General features: G+C 69.5%; 13 protein-coding genes and 3 tRNA genes. 11 read left to right on the top strand and 5 right to left on the bottom strand.

Annotated features, from left to right (window positions below):
• Positions 1-5: 5 nt before the first annotated feature.
• Genes JQX13_RS41490 through JQX13_RS41480 form a run of 3 tightly spaced genes read left to right on the top strand, consistent with a single transcriptional unit; the run spans position 6 to position 4,080 of the window.
• Positions 6-3,071: a PQQ-binding-like beta-propeller repeat protein gene (locus tag JQX13_RS41490; RefSeq protein ID WP_203404928.1), complete on the top strand. Its 3,066-nt coding sequence runs from the start codon at positions 6-8 to the stop codon at positions 3,069-3,071.
• 6 nt (positions 3,072-3,077) lie between these two features.
• A complete protein-coding gene (locus JQX13_RS41485; protein WP_203404927.1) occupies positions 3,078-3,275 on the top strand; it encodes a hypothetical protein in 198 nt (65 codons plus the stop codon).
• 19 nt (positions 3,276-3,294) lie between these two features.
• Positions 3,295-4,080, top strand: a complete 786-nt coding sequence (locus JQX13_RS41480) for a hypothetical protein (RefSeq protein WP_203404926.1) — start codon at positions 3,295-3,297, stop codon at positions 4,078-4,080.
• 12 nt (positions 4,081-4,092) lie between these two features.
• On the opposite strand, the gene JQX13_RS41475 is transcribed toward JQX13_RS41480, so the two are convergent.
• Positions 4,093-6,312: a S9 family peptidase gene (locus JQX13_RS41475; RefSeq protein ID WP_203412447.1), complete on the bottom strand. Its 2,220-nt coding sequence runs from the start codon at positions 6,310-6,312 to the stop codon at positions 4,093-4,095.
• Positions 6,313-6,325: 13 nt separating this feature from the next.
• Between JQX13_RS41475 and miaA the strand changes: the two genes are divergently transcribed.
• Positions 6,326-7,231, top strand: coding sequence for a tRNA (adenosine(37)-N6)-dimethylallyltransferase MiaA (gene miaA, locus JQX13_RS41470; protein WP_203404925.1), 906 nt, complete (start codon positions 6,326-6,328; stop codon positions 7,229-7,231).
• Positions 7,228-8,043, top strand: coding sequence for an SDR family oxidoreductase (locus JQX13_RS41465; RefSeq protein ID WP_203404924.1), 816 nt, complete (start codon positions 7,228-7,230; stop codon positions 8,041-8,043). Before miaA ends, JQX13_RS41465 begins: the two co-directional genes overlap by 4 nt.
• 12 nt (positions 8,044-8,055) lie before the next feature.
• On the opposite strand, the gene JQX13_RS41460 is transcribed toward JQX13_RS41465, so the two are convergent.
• The 3 genes from JQX13_RS41460 to JQX13_RS41450 all read right to left on the bottom strand — a co-directional run bounded on the left by JQX13_RS41460 (position 8,056) and on the right by JQX13_RS41450 (position 11,912).
• On the bottom strand, positions 8,056-9,789 hold the full coding sequence (locus JQX13_RS41460; protein WP_203404923.1) for a response regulator: 1,734 nt from the start codon (positions 9,787-9,789) through the stop codon (positions 8,056-8,058).
• 47 nt (positions 9,790-9,836) lie between these two features.
• Entirely contained in the window at positions 9,837-10,796 is a 960-nt protein-coding gene (locus JQX13_RS41455) for a diguanylate cyclase (RefSeq protein ID WP_203404922.1), read from the bottom strand.
• Between the two features lie 363 nt (positions 10,797-11,159).
• Positions 11,160-11,912 carry a tetratricopeptide repeat protein gene (locus tag JQX13_RS41450; RefSeq protein WP_203404921.1) on the bottom strand — a complete coding sequence of 251 codons (753 nt, stop codon included), beginning with the start codon at positions 11,910-11,912 and terminating at the stop codon, positions 11,160-11,162.
• Between the two features lie 93 nt (positions 11,913-12,005).
• Here JQX13_RS41450 and JQX13_RS41445 point away from each other — a divergent pair.
• The 6 genes from JQX13_RS41445 (at position 12,006) to JQX13_RS41420 (ending at position 14,964) form a co-directional block, all read left to right on the top strand.
• Positions 12,006-12,091 (top strand) — tRNA-Leu (locus JQX13_RS41445).
• Positions 12,092-12,177: 86 nt separating this feature from the next.
• A complete protein-coding gene (locus JQX13_RS41440) occupies positions 12,178-12,831 on the top strand; it encodes a response regulator (RefSeq protein WP_203404920.1) in 654 nt (217 codons plus the stop codon).
• A gap of 24 nt (positions 12,832-12,855) precedes the next feature.
• Positions 12,856-14,223: an RsmB/NOP family class I SAM-dependent RNA methyltransferase gene (locus tag JQX13_RS41435; RefSeq protein WP_239014165.1), complete on the top strand. Its 1,368-nt coding sequence runs from the start codon at positions 12,856-12,858 to the stop codon at positions 14,221-14,223.
• Between the two features lie 74 nt (positions 14,224-14,297).
• Complete coding sequence (locus tag JQX13_RS41430; protein ID WP_203404919.1) at positions 14,298-14,696, top strand: hypothetical protein; 399 nt, start codon at positions 14,298-14,300, stop codon at positions 14,694-14,696.
• A gap of 54 nt (positions 14,697-14,750) precedes the next feature.
• Positions 14,751-14,823 (top strand) — tRNA-Ala (locus JQX13_RS41425).
• Between the two features lie 68 nt (positions 14,824-14,891).
• Positions 14,892-14,964 (top strand) — tRNA-Ala (locus JQX13_RS41420).
• 189 nt (positions 14,965-15,153) lie between these two features.
• Here JQX13_RS41420 and JQX13_RS41415 read toward each other — a convergent pair.
• Positions 15,154-16,257, bottom strand: coding sequence for a polyprenyl synthetase family protein (locus JQX13_RS41415; protein WP_239014164.1), 1,104 nt, complete (start codon positions 16,255-16,257; stop codon positions 15,154-15,156).
• Positions 16,258-16,559: the final 302 nt, after the last annotated feature.

Here is a 16,559-nt window from a genome sequence, read left to right as displayed (position 1 = left end):
CCGCCATGAACGCACGCCTGCTCCCGATCCTGCTCCTGCTGCTCCCTGCCGCCGCGCTGGCCCAGAACGCGTGGACCGTCACGCCGGTCGATGGCACCTCCGTCATGGGGGAGATCTCCTCGCTCGTCTTCGAGGTCCGCAACACCTCCACCAGCACCCGCCCCCTCAACGAGATCAGCCTCGCGGTCGATGGCACCGCCTACGACGTCGATGGTGGCGATGCACCGGCGGGCTGGACGGTGAGCACCATCGATCGCAAGGAGCGTCGCATCACCTATCGGGCGGGTGGCGCCTGTCCCGGGTCGTTCGGGCTCGCGCCGGGAGCCTCCGCGCGCTTCACGCTGCGGCTCGTGGGCATCGCGGCCAACGCCGACGCCACCGACGCGTTGGTGGCCGGCAATGCCAGCAAGAAGGCCTCCGAGGCGCGTGACATGTGCACCAACACGTCGTTCTCCGGTGACCCGACGCTGGCGCGCTGGAAGCGCGTGGGTCTGTCCGCGACCCTCACGGTGCTTCCGCGGACCCTTCAACTCGGGGGCAACGTCACGGTGCAACTCATCGTCGTGAACCGCTCGCTGGTGAATCAGGCCAACATCACCCTGAGTGGCCCGGTGGTGGTGGGCAGCGCGGCCTTCGACCGGACGGTGACGGCCTTCTCTCCCGCCTCGCTCTCCCTGGATCCTGGTTCCACCGGCGCCTTCACGGGGAAGCTGCAATCCACGGGGGAGGGGACGGCCGTCTTCCATGCCTCGGCGGGCAATGGCACGGTGAGCACCGCGCCGACCTCCTCGCTCCAGGTGAACGTGAGCAGCTTCCCGGCGCTTCTCGAGGCGCTGCCCGCCAGCATCGCTCCGGGCGATACGGTCACGGTCCGCCTCGTGGTGTCCAACCCGTCCCTGTCCACGTACCGGGAGGTGGTCCCCCGCGCGCCCGGCTTCGTGGGGACGGCGGTGCCCTCGTTGCTGAGCGGACCCACTCCCGCGAGCGCCGCATCGCTTGGCCCCGGCTCGTCCCTCTCCTTCATCTGGAAGTACCGGATGGAGGGCCCCATCGGGAGCACCTTCCAGTTCGAGAGCCAGGCGGACGCCGTGCGTGGCACCACCCCCATCAACACGGGCCTGGTGGTCTCCGCGCAGGGGCGCATCGTGGAGCACCGGTTGGCCATCGAACCCTCCTCGCTCATCTCCGGCGCGAAGAACCGGACGCTCCAGTACACCCTCTACAACGGAGGCACGGTGGAGCTCCGGACCGTGAAGCTGCTCACTCCGGACCCGGCCTTCTTCACCGTCTCGGCGAGTCCGTTCGCCAATGATCACAGCGGCTGGGGCACGAGCTCCAACAAGGGCTACACCTGGACGGCGCCCTCCGGCCAGCCCGGCATCACTCCGGGCACACAGAAGACCTTCTCGCTCGACTACTCCGCCATCGGCACCGTCACCAGCGACACCGCCTTCAGCCACCAGTTGGAGCTGACACAGGTGAGCGGAACCACCACCAACACGCTCCGCGTGGACGCGCCGGTCACCGTGTTCGTCAACCGCGTGGTGCCCGAGGTGGAGTCGCTGGTGGCGATCGCCGGGCAGGGCCGCAATACGCTGGTGTGGACCAACCCGTCCGAGCATGACGGAGTGCTCGTGTTGCGCGCCGTGGGCGCCGCCCCCGACACCGCGCCCGAGCCGGGCCGGCGGTACACGCCAGGCGAGACGGTGGGCAACGCGACAGTGGTGTACGCGGACGAGCTGAGCGTGGCCTCCACCGTCGAGGACACCGGGCTCGTCAACGGTACGGCCTACGTCTACCGGGTCCACAACCATGACGCGCTGCACCGGTATTCGCCCGGCAACGCGCCGCAGTCGCTCGGGCTGAAGTCCGTTCCCACGAGTCGCGGGCCCGGCCAGCCGCTGTGGTGCTACAGCGTCGGCTTCTCCACGCTGCAGCAGCCCATCACCGAGCTCGGCGTGGGCATCTTCACCTCCAACACCTCGGGGCGCGTGACGGCCCACCTGACGAACACGTCCACGCCCCCGCTCGATGGCGACGAGCGCTGGCGGCCCGTGCGGCTCGAGGGCGCCGTGCAGAGCCGCTTCCCCGTCGTCCCGCTGTACGGCCTGCCCGGCCAGTACATCCTCACTGGAGACCAGGCGGGCTTCACCTACGTCATCCGCACCAACACCGGCGAGGTCCTCTGGCGGAGCACCACGTCGCTCGGCACCATCCAGTCCTTCCCGGTGGCGCAGCTCTACAACACCTCCAGCACCAACGCGGCCTACAAGGCGGCCTTCCCCGGGCGCGACCTGGCCTTCTTCGCCACACGGCAGAGCACCGGCACCGACAACAAGGTGGTGGCGCTCGATGCCGCCAGCGGCGCGCCCGTGTGGACGTACGCCCCGGGAGACCTCGGCATGGTCAGCGGGGGCATGCTGATCGACTACACGTACAACCGTCTGTACGTGGGCGCCCGCTCCAATGGGGGAACCCTGGCCTCGCTGCGCATCCTGGACTCCCTCACCGGCAACGAGCTGGCCCGGTTGTCTCTCGGGGACATCGACTTCGGCATCGTCCGCTATGGCTCGGCGACGCCCCTGGCGCTCGTGACGAACAGCGATGGCGGGGTGTACGGCCTCGACATGGTGGGGATGACGGTCGCCTGGAGCGTGTCCGTGGCGAGCCGACCCTCGGCTTCCGTGCCCGCGTTCTCCCAGTTCGCCCGGCCGGTGAATGGTGGCTTCGTCGTGAGCATCCTGGGCGCCAGCGACGCGGAGGGCAGGGTGGAGCGCTGGAGCGTCACCACCTCCTCCTCGGGCACCACGGCGAAGAAGGTCTGGTCCACCCCCATCCCGAGCCCGTCCGGGAACTTCTCGTTCACCAGCGGCGGCGTGCAGCGCCTCTACGTCGGCGGCAAGGACGAGAAGCTGCACGAGCTCGACTTCACCACGGGCGCGGACGGCAAGCAGGTCTCCCTCCCCGGCGCGCTGGCCATTGGCACGCCCACGGTGGACAGCACCGTGTCGCGTCTCCACGTGGGCACCCAGGACGGCCGCGTCTGCGCCTTCCAGGTGCCGTTCCCTTGAGGCCCCATGACACACGAGCGCTCTCCTGCCTCCAGTGGAACCCCGCCCGTGCCCGACGCGAGGGAGTCGGGGCCGGCAACGGGCTCACGCGTCTACGAGCCGCCCGCGGTGCTCTGGGCGCAGGCCTTCGTCGCGCTCGCGCAGGTGTCCTTCCGCGACGACTTCGGCTGCGACATTCCGGCCTCGTGCCCGGACCTGCCATGAGGTTCATCCATCCCATGGGGTGACGCTCTCGCTGGCGGGTTGGACGGTGGCGCTCGAGTCCGAGGAGCCGGCGTTGGAGGAGGCGCTCGCCCGCGCCTTCCCGGCGTTCCTCACCTCGGCGCCGGCCCGGGCGCATGTCCGTGTGCTGCGCCCGTCCGTTTCGGGTGCTACGCCGGGTGTGCGATCCCTGCCCGAGCCTCGCCCGGCCCCCGGTGGAGGCCTGCGGGTGGATGGGGAGGACTACGTCGCGGACATCGCCCCCGAGGGCCGGAGCGCCACCGTGACGGGCGAGGGCCGCTTCCCCGTGGACACGGTGTTGAAGGTGATGCTGGCCGGGGAACTGGCGAGGCGCGGAGGCCTGCTGGTGCACGGGGTGGCGGTGGAGCACCAGGGCCGGGCCGCCCTCTGGACGGGACACTCGGGAGCGGGGAAGAGCACCCTGGGGGCGTTGTGGGCGAGGGCCGGTGGCACGGTGCTGACGGACGAGTTGGTGGCGGTGTGGCCCGAGGCGGACGGCTGGCGCGCGGCCGGGACGCCGTGGAACGTGGGTGTTCCCCAGGAGGCATCCCTGCGCGTGGTGGGGACGCTGGGTTGGGATGCGGCCTCGCGATGGGAAGCGCAGGGGGCGGGAGAGGTGGCGCGGGTGCTGCTGCTCAATGCGCTCCTGCCCGAGGCCTTCGCCGCCGGACGCCGTTACCTGCTGAGTGCGGCGAGCCGTCTGCTGGCGAGCGTGGAGACGGCCCGGCTCGTCTTCGCGCGGGATGCGTCCGCCGTGAACGTGGTGCGCGCGGCTCTGGAACGCTGACCCGAACGAAGCTCAGAGATTCTCCTGGAAGTGGCGCATCATCCTCGCCCAGACCCGCTCGTGCACGTCGGGGTCGGCGAGCATGTGGGTGAGCCCGCTCAGCGGCAGCACTTCATGAGGCTTGCCCGCGCGGAACAGCGCATCCGAGAGCTTCAACGTGTGCGAGAAGAAGACGTTGTCGTCGGCGGTGCCGTGGACGAGCAGCAGCTTGCCGATGGGCTTGTCGGCCTTCGCGTAGGTGAGCAGCGAGTTCTTCTCGTACGCCTCGGGATGCTCCTCCGGCAGCCCGAGGTAGCGCTCGGAGAGGTGGCTGTCGTAGTCGCGCCAGTCCGTCACCGGGGCGCCGGCGAACGCGGCCTTGAAGACGTCCGGGCGTGAGAGCACCGCGAACGCGGCCATGTACCCGCCGTGGCTCCACCCCTCGATGCCCACGCGCGAGAGGTCCATCTCCGGCACCTCGGCGGCGAGCGCCCTCAGCGCGGCGATCTGATCATCGAGCACGCCGACGAAGTCGAACTTGATCTTCCGTTCCCACGCGCGATCGCGCAGCGACGTTCCGCGGCCATCGAGCTTCACCACGATGAAGCCGTGGTCCGCGATCCACTGTGCGGTGAGGTTCATCGCCATGCTTTGATGAACCAGCGGATAGGCGGCTCCGTAGATCTCGACGATGACCGGCAGCTTCACGCCCGGCTTGAAGTTCCGGGGCCGCACGATCGAGGTCCAGAACCGTTCGGGTCCGACCTGCCGCAATTCGAACCGGGGCTGGTACGGGGGCTCGCGCGCGACGGAAGGCAGCTCGCCGAGGCGCGTCCCATCGGCTCGATGGACGTACACCCGGCGCAGGCTCGTTGGTCCTTCGCTCATGACGACGATCAATCCGCCCCGGTCGGAGACAATCGCCCTTTCGAGCGCGGGGCCGCCCGAGGTGACGCGCTCGGGCTCACCGCCGCCTTTGACCCGCCACAGGTACTGCTCGGTCGGGTTCGGCCCGCCCAGGAAGTACAGGACATCGTCCTTCGGCTGATAGCTCACCAGCGTCCGGAATCCGGCGTCCGGCTTCACCAGCGATCGTGCCAGGCTTCCGTCGGCGCGGCGGAGCTCCACTTCGGGTGCCCCGTTGCGCTCGGTGGACCAGAGAAAGCCGCTGCCGTCCTCCAACCACTCGGGGAAGCTCTGATCCAGCTGGAGCCACGCGTCATCTTTCTCGATGAGGAGTGGGCGCGTCTGGCCCGTCCGCGGATCCGCCGCGAGGAGCACTTCCTCCGTCTGCGCGCGGTTCTGCACCAGCAGGGTGAGCGGGCCCTTCTTCGGCCACCTCACCGTCGCCAGGTAGGGGTACTTCTCGGCGTCCCACCGGATCTCCTTCGCCGCGCCACCCGTGACCGGTGCGACGAGGAGCCGCACCCTGGCGTTCGGCTTGCCGGGACGTGGGTACGCGAACGGTTGGGCGCCCCGCTCGGGGTTCGCCGGATCGACGAGGTTGAGCTTCTCGACGCCGGACGTATCGGCCTCGGCATAGGCGATGTGCTTCGCGTCGGGGCTCCACCAGTAGCCGGAGAAGCGGCCCATCTCTTCCATCGCCACGAACTCGGCGAGGCCGTGCGTCCGCTCGGGAGTGCCTCCACGAGTGAGCCGGTGCTCCTTGTTGGTGGCGAGCTCGACGCGGAACACGTCGTTGTCCCGGACATAGGCGATCTGCCGGCCATCGGGGGAGAACCGCGGGTCGACGGGCCACTCGCCCGTTCGGAGCTGGGTGACCTTTCCGGAGCCGCGCTCGACGACATAGAGCTTGCCCGAGAGCGAGAGCAGCACCTTCTGGCCATCGCTGGAGAGCGAGTACGAGGTGAAGCCACGGCCCGAGACGCGCATCCGCTCACGGCGAACCTTCTCCTCGGGCGACAGGGTCTCCTCCGCGCCAGCGATGACGCTCTCCGGCGTGAGCACCTCGCGGGTTTGTCCGGTGGCGGGGTCGAATGAGAACAACGAGCTCGCGCCCGACGTGGGCGGGCTCCGGAGGAAGAGCACCGTCCCTTCATCGGGGGTGATCCGCACCGCCATCGGCCGGCCCAGGTTGAAGTATCTCGTCTCCGTGAGCTGCCGGAGGAGGGTGTCGGGTTGGGAGGGGGCGGCGGCGCTCACCAGCGCGACCACGGCTAGCAACGGGAGAATGGGAGTCCTCCTTCGATCAGGTTTGGCGGCGAGTATCCTCCAATGACGTGGTACGAGCATCCCTGGAGTGTCGATGAAGCCCCACCTCACCGTCATCGCCGGACCCACGGCATCCGGAAAGACAGCGATCGCCATCGAGCTGGCCCGCCGGCGGGGTGGGGAGATCGTCAGCGCGGACTCGCAGCAGGTGTACCGGTACTTCGATATCGGTACGGCGAAGCCCTCGGCGGAGGAGCTGGCCGCGGTGCCGCACCATCTCGTCTCCGTGGTGGAGCCGCTCGAGCCGTTCTCCGCCGCCGAGTACCAGCGCCAGGCCGACGCGGCCATCGCGGACATCACCTCGAGGGGCAAGCCCGTCTTCGTGGTGGGCGGCACGGGGATGTACCTCCGAATCCTGCTGCACGGTCTGGTGGAGGCCCCGGGCGCGGATCCCGAGCTGCGCGCCGAGCTGGAGGCACTCGCCGCCGCCGAGGGCCGGGAGGCCGTGCACCGCAAGCTCGCCGAGGTGGATCCGGAGACCGCGGCGAAGCTGCCCCCGAGGGATCTGGTGCGAATCATCCGGGCGCTGGAGATCCACAAGCAGACGGGCAGACCGGCCTCCGAGTTCCGCAAGGAGCACGCGTTCGCAGGGGAGCGGTATCCCTTTCGGATGTACGTGCTCTCGCCGCCGCGCGAGGAGCTGTACCGGGTGATCGACGCGCGCGCCGCCGCCATGTTCCAGCGCGGACTGGTGGACGAGGTGCGCGAGCTGATCGCCCGGGGTTACGCGGAGGCGGCGCCCATGCGCAGCGTGGGGTACGTGCAGGCGAAGGCGGTGGTGGACGGGACGCTCTCGGTGGAGGAGGCCATCCAGCAGACGGCCCAGGAGACGCGCCGCTACGCCAAGCGGCAGCTCACGTGGTTCCGGAAGGAAGCGGGGGCGATCTTCGTGGAGCCTCCGTATGACGCCGATGCGTTGTCGAAGGGGGAGATGCCATGAGCACGAAGGGATCGAAGGTCGTCCTCGTTACCGGGGCGTCGTCCGGCATTGGCCGGGCCTGCGCGGAGCTGCTGAGTGCTCGAGGCCACACCGTCTACGGTACGAGCCGCAAGCCATCGCCCGCGCCGACCGGCTATCGGATGCTGGAGCTGGACGTCACCCGGGAGGAATCGGTCCAGAAGGGGGTGAGCACCGTGCTCGAGGAGCAGGGCCACGTCGACGTCGTGGTGAACAACGCCGGTTACGCCCTGGCCGGCCCCATCGAGGAGACCTCGATGGAGGAGGCGCGGCGCCAGCTCGACACCAACTTCTTCGGCGTCCTGCGCGTGTGCCATGCGGTGCTGCCGTCCATGCGGGCGCGGGGCTCGGGCCTCATCGTCAACGTGAGCTCGCTGGGCGGCGTGGTGGGCCTGCCGTTCCAGGGGTTGTACAGCGCCAGCAAGTTCGCCCTGGAGGGGCTGACGGAGAGCCTGCGCCAGGAGGTGGCGTCGTTCGGCATCCAGGTCACCTCGCTCCAGCCTGGAGACGTGCGCACGCCCATCACCGAGAACCGTGTGCGGGTCCAGCGGTGTGGCCCCGACTCTCCGTACCGGAGCGCCTTCGAGACGGCCCTCGGCATCATCGAGAAGGAGGAGCGGGCCGGTGCCCCTGTCGAGCTCGTGGCCCGGCGGCTGTTGGAGCTGGTGGACCGGAAGCAGGTGGGCGTGCGCTACAGCGTGGGCCACCTCTCCCAGCGGCTGCTCACGTCCACCAAGGCGTTCCTCCCGGCGCGCCTCTTCGAGCGGATCCTCATGTCCTACTACGGCCTGTGAGCGCCCTCTCGCTCAGGAGGCGTAGCGGCCCGTCTCGTCGGACACGGAGCTCTCCGGCGAGGCGTGATGGGGCTGGGTCGCCGGCGCTCCGGCCGCGACGTGGCCCATGAGCAGGCGCAGCAGCCGCTCGGGCTCCACGGGCTTGGGCAGGAAGGCCTCGGCTCCGGCGTCCAGCGCGCGCTGGCGCACGTGTGGCCGGTTCAACCCGCTCATCACGAACACGCGGGTGTCGCGCGTGAGCGGGTGCTGCTTGAGGCCCTCGCACAAGCGCAACCCATCCACCCAGTGCAGCACCACGTCCAGGAGGATCGCCGTGGGGGGCCGACGCGCCACCGCGCAGAACAGCGCCAGCTCGTCCGCGAAGGCCACTACCCGCGCGCCCGTGGACTCCAGCAGCTGCGTCATCGCCTCGCGCGCGTCCGCGTCGTCATCCACGATGTAGTAGAGGTCCGGCTCCAGCGAGGGGATCGTCGCCGGCAGGGGCTCCACCGTCGTGCGCACCCACGAGGCCATCGTCTCGCGCACGCCCGCCCACCGCGCCGAGGACAGCAGGGCCAGCGGAGTCGGAGAGGACAGCCCCAGCACGCCGCCGCCCATGCCGCCCGACGAGCCCCGGTTGCGGGCCGACAGGAAGGCCTGGGGCGCGCGACGTCCCGCGCGGCGCAGCCAGGTGACGGCGCGAGCACCCGCGGCCGAGTCCTCGAGCAGCTCGCCGAGTCCCTCGCGCACGTACCGGCGCTCCAGGGCAGGGCCCTCCAGGCCCGCGTCCAGCAGCGCCACCGCCGCGCGGCTGCACGAGGCGAGCGTCTCCGACAGTCCCATCTGGAGCGGGTGGCCGAACGCCGCCGCGCCCACCGCGAGCTGCCCGGGCGCCACCAGCGTGCGACCCGGCCCATAGGGCAGCCGCGTCGTCTCCAGCGCGGCCAGCTCGAAACCTTCCTCCACCAGCCCGTCGCGGGCCGCCATCATGAGCACCTGGCACAGGTCCGCCGGCGTCACCGTGGCCCCGAAGGCGAGCGCGTACACCGAGTGCGCTCCGGGCAGCAGCAGCAGTCCGTCCACCGAGGGAAGAGGGGAGAGCCACAGCCGTGCCAGCGGCGTCACGGACAGGCGAGGAGAGGCGTGCCGCAGCCGCGCCTGCACGGCCGCCACGGTGGGCGCGGGCTTGAAGCCGGGGAAGAAGGCATCTCCCAGCGAGGGCCCGGCGCCGGTGGCCAGCACGGCCGCGTGGAAGCGCTCGCCACTTCCCTGGGCCCTCACCACGAGCGGGCCATTCTTGCGCACCGCGGCGGGAGCATCCGGCGCCGCGGGCTGGTTCTCCACCCGGTCCACGTGCCTCTGAACGAAGCGAGCACCCTGGGATGCGGCCGCGCCCGCCAGCACCTCCCGCACCAGCGCGAGCCCGCCCTGGCCCTGCGGCCATCCATCCACCACCCACAGGCCACCCGGCGAGGAGGGCACCACCTCGCGGTTGCCATGGGAAAGAATCTCCACCCCGCGCAGCTCGTGTGCCCGCCACTCCGGGGGCACGCGGCAGCCGAGCGCGGCCAGGCGCGAGCGGCACTCGGGCGTGAGCATGGCCGGCGGCGCGATGGTGCCCGGCTCACCGCTCTCGTACACCCGCACGTCGAGCGCGCATCCGCGGGCCCGGCCATTGAAGAGCAGTGAGGCGGCCAGCCCCGCTCCGGCGATCCCCCCCCCGATGATGGCCACCCTCGAACCGTTCGCCAGCCTGCTCACGTTCATCCGCGCCCTCGCTCCGCCGTCCATCGAACCTCTGGGGGTTTTGGTTGTCAGTGCCGCTGTACCTTGGGGGGTGGCATCTCCGTCGCTCCGTACACCACGACCCGATCGCGCCCCTCACGCTTGGCCTCGTAGAGCGCCGCGTCCGCGGCGGCCATCAACGCGTCGGTGCTCTCCTTCGGGTGGGCGGCCGAGTGATCGGCGATGCCCACGCTCACGCTCAGCCCGAAGGGCGCCGGCCGCCCGTCGCTGCGTGTGACCTTCACGGTACGCAGCCCGGCGCGGATCCGCTCGGCGAACACCGCCGCCTCGGCCGCCGTCTGGTGCGGCAGCAGCGCGACGAACTCGTCTCCACCGAAGCGCGCGGCGAAGTCCACCTCGCGCAGGTTGGTGCGCAGGTGAGTGGCCAGTGCGAGGATCGCCCGATTGCCCACGTCGTGCCCCATGCCATCGTTGATGGCCTTGAGGTGGTCCAGGTCGATGATCACCACGGACATCGGATATTGGTAGCGGTTGGAGCGCTTGAACTCCTCGTCCAGCCGGATGGACAACGCTCGGAAGTTGGCCAGGCCCGTGAGGGCGTCCGTCTGGGCGAGCACCTGGAGCCTCTGCTGCTGCTCGCTCTGGCGCAGGGCCCGGTCGATGCGCGCCATCAATTCGCGCGCGCTCGCCGGCTTGTGGACGAAGTCCACCGCCCCCATTTCGAGGCACCGCTCCAGCGTGGCCTCGTCGGAATCACCGGTGAGGAAGATGACGGGTACGGACTCGGTCGCCTTGTCGTGCTGTAGCGACTCGAGCACCGCCAGCCCGTCCTCCTGATCCAGGAAGCGATCCAGCAGCACCAGATCCGGCTGGCGCTCGCGAGCGAGCAGCAGTCCCGACTGTCCGTCGCTCGCGCCCAGTACGTCGAACCGGGCGGTGAGCAACTCCACCAGGCTATCGCGAGTGCCCGGGTCATCCTCCACGACCAGGATCAGGGCCCTCTCCCCTTGGCGGTCGTGCCGTTCCATGATGGTACGCTCCACTTCCTGCGCCTGCCTGGTAATGGCAGGCCGAAAGTCTCGAGTGCCACGCCCGGAGGGGTGACCCTCCCGCCCATCCTCCGCCGCCGCCCACGGCGAGCACCCCTCCACGCCCTCCTCCTTCACCCGAGACCCCCGGCTGCCAAGTCCGCTGTCTCTTCACTTCCCGGGCTCGCTCGCCCGGTCATGTGCCGACCTCAGGAGCAAGGGTCGTGCCCCTCTTCAAACCGGGAGAGGGGAGAGTGATTCCAGGGACTTGCAGCACCCTCCTTGGGAGGAGACGCGTCCGACTAGGCAAGAGTTGCAGCGTTCCCGGGTATGCCGCCAGTAGGAATTCCCGCCAGCGGGTGATCAGCGTCGCGGGTTGAACTGAACGCGCCGGCCGCCGCCCCCGCCGCCGAGCACCTGGGGAGGAGGCGCCTCGAGGCCGAACTGCCACCACATGGGCTCATACGGCTTCATCTTCAGCCGCTTGTCGTTCTGGAGGGCGGAGAGGCTGTTCTTCAGCTTCTCGTCGGAGGGGTTGGCCTCCACGCCCCGGCCGAGCACCTTGAGGGCCTCGTCCTTCTCCTTGTTCTGCGTGAGACACCAGGCATAGACGGCCCACACCAGGGGCTCCTTCTTGCCGGAGGTCACCGCGGCCTCGAAGGACTTCTTCATCGCCCCGAAGTCCTTGCGCTGGAAGTAGAGGGCGCCCTCCATGGCCTTGGCCATGTAGTTGCGCGGGCTGGCCCTGGCGAAGTGCGCCTTGGCCCCGTCCAGATCCTTGGACATGTACTTCAACATTCCAATCTGGGAGTGGATCTCCGGGCCCACGAGGAACTGCCACTTCTCGTAGGCGAGTCCGGTTTCCAACATCTTGATGGCCCGCTCGACACGCGCCTGGGCCTCCTTCTGACTGGTGGGCTGCCCCTGGAGCTCCTTCTGGACGGAGGTCATCAGGACCTGGAGCTGGTTGCCGATACGCCGGGCGAGCAGGAAGTACGTCACCGCGAAGGCGATGGTGCCCGGGATGATGCCGGCCCAGACGGAACCGAGGCCGGAGAGCTTGACACCCAGGGTAATGGCGACACCCACACCCAGGGCGATGAGAAGGTTGTACATGGCGCCCGTTTAGCGATCGTTGTGGGGGACCGCAATCTTCGGATGCGTCCGGCGCGGCATCGCGGTATACGTCCGCTTGTTCCAACCCCAAGGGGCCCTCTGTCGAAATTGGTAGACGAGGCGGACTCAAAATCCGCTGCGGCTGACCCCGCGTCCCGGTTCGAGTCCGGGGAGGGCCAATCCGGGGAGTTCTCTCGCCCGATGGGAAGGGGCACTCCCAGGCGTGCGCAGTGAGACTCCAGGAGTGCAGGGTGGGAGGCCCCCGATGAAGGTTCTGCTGGTGGAGGATGACGCCAGTCTCCGTGAGGGGATGGTGGAGCTCATCTCCGAGCAGGCCGAGGTCCGGGAGGCCGGTAGTGTGCCCCAGGCGCTGGCGGCGCTGCGCGAGGAGCTCTTCTCGCTCGTCATCACGGATCTGCGCATCGGCGAGACGGGGGAGGGTGGGCGCATCATCCTGGAGGCGGCGCGCAAGCGGCTGCAGCCGGTGGCCATCGTCAGCGCGTCCACCGCGGACGAGGTGGTGAGGATGCTCCGGCCGCACGAGCCGGACGCGGTGCTCGCCAAGCCCTTCCAGATCGACGACATGCTGGCGCTGGTGGAGCGTTTCGCCGGGTTGCGTGGCGAGGTGGAGCGGGCGGCGGCGGGTCCCGTGCCCGCGGAGGGGGCGTGGACGCAGGTGGCCGAGGGCATCCGGATGTTCGAGGAGCCGGGCGGACGCCTGTGGGCGCGGATGGCGCCTGGGACGAGCCATCCGCGGCCGGCGCATCGCGGGGGGACGGGCGTGATGTTGGTGGAGGGCTCGCTCGAGGTGGAGGGCGAGCGGCGGGTGGCGCGGCAATACTTCTATCTGTCGGCCGGACCGCGTGAGGCGCGGACCCACGAGGGGTGTCTGGCCGTCTCGCTGGCGCTCCGCGGGTAGCGGGGCGCGGCAGAACGTTCGAGCGTGAAGACCCTCTGGCCTGACACATTCCTGGACGAGGATCGCCTGGGGCGTCCCTCGCGGCGCGCGGCGACGGCGGCCCTCGAAGCGCACCTGTCGATCCTGAAGGGCGAGCCGCTGAAGGCCGCGTTGGGCAATGCCCTGCGGGAGGCGGAGAGCCTGGGCGGCCAGGAGCGGCGCTTCACGGCCCTGGCGGTGCGGGAGATGTCGCGACACCAGCGGCTGTTGGATCTGGCGTCGCGCACGCTGGGGCACCCTCCCAGCAAGATCGGTCTGCTCGAGGATCAGGCGCTGGTGCGCTACGTCCTGTGGCGCCGGCTCTTCTGTGGCGCGAGCTGGGCGCGCATCGGCCCCGAGGTGAAGCTGCCCGGCCCCGTGCGCCCGCGCACCATCAAGGATGATCTGCTGGCCCGGGTGGTGGAGTCGCCGCTGCCGGAGCCGGCGGTGCCGGAGTCCGGGCCGGAGCGCCTGGCCACGCGCTACTCATTCCCCAACTGGTTGGTGCAGCGGCTGGCGGAGCTGCACCCGGAGCCGGTGTTGGAGGCGATGCTGGCGGCGCTGGACGAGGAGCCCACGCTGCACTTCCGGGCGCGCCCGTCGGGCACGCGGGCCGAGGTGTTGGCGCGGCTGACCGAGGAGGGCGTGGCCGCGGAGCCGGTGGAGGTGGCCCTGGACGCGGTGCGCATCGCCGAGGCCAGCCATCGGGTCTTCGAGACGCGGGTGATGAAGGAAGGCCGGCTGCAGGTGCAGGACGTGGGCAGCCAGTTGATCGTGGAGGCCTGTCGCCCGCTGGAGGGCTCTCTGACGGGGCGGACGGTGGCGGACGTGTGCGCGGGGGCGGGCGGCAAGACGCTCGCGCTGGCGGACGAGGTGGGGAGAGCCGGGCGGGTGCTGGCCGGAGACCGCTCCCGTCGCAGGCTGGCCCAGGCGCGCGAGCGCGCGAGGGAGCTGTCCCTGCGCCACGTGTCCTTCCCGCATCCACTGCCCATGTCGCAGGCGGACGTGGTGCTGGTGGACGCGCCGTGCAGCGGGACGGGCTCGCTGGCGAAGGAGCCGGATCAGAAGTGGAAGCTCACCGCGAAGGCCGTGGAGGAGTTCCACGACACGCAGCTCGCCCTGCTGGAGGAGCTCGCGGGCCAGGTGAAGCCCGGAGCGCTGGTGGTGTACGCGACGTGCTCGCTGCTGCCCGAGGAGAACGACGCGGTGGTGCACGACTTCCTTGCCCGGGTGCCGGGCTTCACCGTGGAGCCCCTGGCGCCCATCTTCGGTCCCGAGCGGGCCGCGGTGCTGTGCGATGGACCCTTCCTCAGGGCGCTGCCTCCTCGGGTACCGGGCGGGGGCTTCTTCGCCGCCCGGCTCCGGAAGGGGTAGGCCCGCGGGGTTGACAGTCCCGGCGGGCACACGCTACGCAGGAAACAGGCTCTATTTCCGAGAGGTTGCGCCCGGTGGCAGCCGACCCCAAGCAGTCCGAGGCCCTCCGTCAGCTCCAGGAGGCTTTCCAAACCGCCCAGGCCCAGATGGCCCAGCTTCGCCAGCAGGTGGAGAAGCATGCCGAGCTGGCCCGGGTGAAGACGCAGCGCGACTTCATCCAGTCGGAGAAGGAGCGGGCCCTGCGCGAGCTGGGCGAGGCCGTGTTCAAGCAGGTGCAGAAGGGCCGGCTGGAGCTCCCCTCCACGTTCGCTCCGCTGCTCAAGGCGCTCGAGCAGGCGCAGCAGAAGGCCGAGGCCCAGGCGCGGGAGATCGGCGATCTGCTCCAGGAAGGGGAGGAGGCGGCCCAGCGTCTGAAGCAAAAAAACGCAGGAGGGGCGAATTCGGGAGTAGCGCCCCGCACGAAGAAGTTATAAAAGGGCGCCGCTTTCGACGGACGGCAACCACTTCCCAGGTGGTTCCGGGGTTTTGGGGCTATAGCTCAGCTGGGAGAGCGCTTGAATGGCATTCAAGAGGTCACCGGTTCGATCCCGGTTAGCTCCACAGTAGAAAAGGCCCGTCAGGAAATCTGACGGGCCCCGTCTTTCCCCTTCGGGGGCACAAGTGAATAAGGGGCTATAGCTCAGCTGGGAGAGCGCTTGAATGGCATTCAAGAGGTCACCGGTTCGATCCCGGTTAGCTCCACAGTGAAAAGGCCCGTCAGGTCGGTACCTGACGGGCCTTTTCATTTGCTTCGACTGGGTGTTGCTCCTGCTTCCCGTGGAGCGAGCGCGTGGAGCCCGAGCCCGAGTCCGTCGAGCGGAACGCGAGGGAAGGGCGCCAGCGAGCTGGAAGAGGGAGCCCGGGCGCGAGGCCCGGACGTCGCCGAGGTGCTCAGGCCTCGCGGATCATCAGCATCTGCAGCAGATCGCGCAGCATCTGCTTGAGACCGCCGGCCTCGGGCAGGGTCGCCAGGATGCGCGCGGCGGCGTTGGTGGAGCGCTCGATGATGCGCTCGGTGGCGGCGCGGCCCTCGTGGAGCTCCACCAGCTCGCGCGCGCGCTGCAGCATCGTCTCGTCCTTGGGGCCGGGGATGCAGAGCGTCTCGAGCTCCTGGCGGGCCTCGGGCGTCGCGCGGAGGTAGGAAGCCAGCAGCGGGAAGGTGCGCTTGCCTTGCGCCAGGTCCGAGTCGGTCGGCTTGCCGACCACGGAGGACTGTCCGTACAGGCCGAGCAGATCGTCGCGCAGCTGGTAGGCGGTGCCCACGTAGCGGCCGAAGCGCTCCAGCTTGTTGATCAGCTCTGGATCGCCGCCGGACAGCATCGCCCCGCACACGAGTGGCGCGGTGAAGCCGTACAGCGCCGTCTTCAGGTAGGCCACGCGCAGCGCGTGGTAGATGGACAGCTCGGAGAGCGGCTGGTGCGGCAGCCGGATGTCCATGTACTGCCCGGCCGCGGTGTAGCGGCACACCTTGAGGAAGTAGCGCGTGGCCACGTCCGCTTCCGGCAGGTTGCAGCCCAGCATCACCTCGAGCGAGCGCCCGTAGAGGTGATCGCCGATCACGATCGCGAGGTTCTCACCGAGCCGCCCCTCGCCGAGCATCTTGTGGAGCGCGGCGCCCCCACGCCGCGTGTCCGCCTGATCCGCCACGTCGTCGTGGATCAGCATGAAGGTGTGCAGCAGCTCCGTGGCCGCCGCGAACCGCCACAGGCCCGACGGCGCCCGCGTGTCGCCCCGGCCGAGCGCGTAGCCCACGAGCACCAGGCCCGGACGGATGCGCTTGGAGGGCCGCAGGCTGTAGCTGCGCACCTGCTCGAGCACCTTGTTCCACGCCGGATCCAGGTGACGCTCGTCCTCGAGCTCGAGGATCTGATGCAGCACGACCTGCGTCTGGTACTGCACGGTCTTCGCCCAGGAGACGAAGTCCACGGGAGACGCCGACTGCTGCTGCTCTGCCGCCGGGGTGCCGGCCGCCTGTGGAGACTTCCGCTCTTTCATGACGGGGTTTTTGGCAGCACCCGAGGTTCCGCGCGTCGGCATCGTATCCTGCACTGCGGCAACCAACGTCAGCATGGCGAACCTCCGGGGCTGGGCGGCTTGGGGGGTCGGGCAAGCCCCATGGACATTCTTTCCGGTTTTAATAGCAGAAAATTTTTATACAGGCAAATCCGTTTTGAGAGGAGAAATATTGCTCACCGAGTGAGAACGGAAGGGCCTCAGAGGGAAAATCTGGTAACGGGTCATTTACTACTCATATGTCTTTGATGACCCATCCGTGCTGAGTACAGCGACATCACAAT

The sequence above is a fragment of the Archangium violaceum genome (assembly GCF_016859125.1).
Classification (GTDB): domain Bacteria; phylum Myxococcota; class Myxococcia; order Myxococcales; family Myxococcaceae; genus Archangium; species Archangium violaceum_A.
Note: the sequence above shows the minus strand (reverse complement) of the source record. Positions and strands in the feature narration are given on the sequence as shown.

What these genes read in the sequence shown, in the direction of transcription:
- JQX13_RS41465 (WP_203404924.1), top strand. Translation starts at nt 7,228, where the DNA reads ATGAGCACGAAGGGATCGAAGGTCGTCCTCGTTACCGGGGCGTCGTCC.
- miaA (WP_203404925.1), top strand. Translation starts at nt 6,326, where the DNA reads ATGAAGCCCCACCTCACCGTCATCGCCGGACCCACGGCATCCGGAAAG.
- JQX13_RS41415 (WP_239014164.1), bottom strand. Translation starts at nt 16,257, where the DNA reads ATGAAAGAGCGGAAGTCTCCACAGGCGGCCGGCACCCCGGCGGCAGAG.
- JQX13_RS41485 (WP_203404927.1), top strand. Translation starts at nt 3,078, where the DNA reads ATGACACACGAGCGCTCTCCTGCCTCCAGTGGAACCCCGCCCGTGCCC.
- JQX13_RS41460 (WP_203404923.1), bottom strand. Translation starts at nt 9,789, where the DNA reads ATGAACGTGAGCAGGCTGGCGAACGGTTCGAGGGTGGCCATCATCGGG.
- JQX13_RS41455 (WP_203404922.1), bottom strand. Translation starts at nt 10,796, where the DNA reads ATGGAACGGCACGACCGCCAAGGGGAGAGGGCCCTGATCCTGGTCGTG.
- JQX13_RS41490 (WP_203404928.1), top strand. Translation starts at nt 6, where the DNA reads ATGAACGCACGCCTGCTCCCGATCCTGCTCCTGCTGCTCCCTGCCGCC.
- JQX13_RS41475 (WP_203412447.1), bottom strand. Translation starts at nt 6,312, where the DNA reads ATGCTCGTACCACGTCATTGGAGGATACTCGCCGCCAAACCTGATCGA.
- JQX13_RS41450 (WP_203404921.1), bottom strand. Translation starts at nt 11,912, where the DNA reads ATGTACAACCTTCTCATCGCCCTGGGTGTGGGTGTCGCCATTACCCTG.
- JQX13_RS41440 (WP_203404920.1), top strand. Translation starts at nt 12,178, where the DNA reads ATGAAGGTTCTGCTGGTGGAGGATGACGCCAGTCTCCGTGAGGGGATG.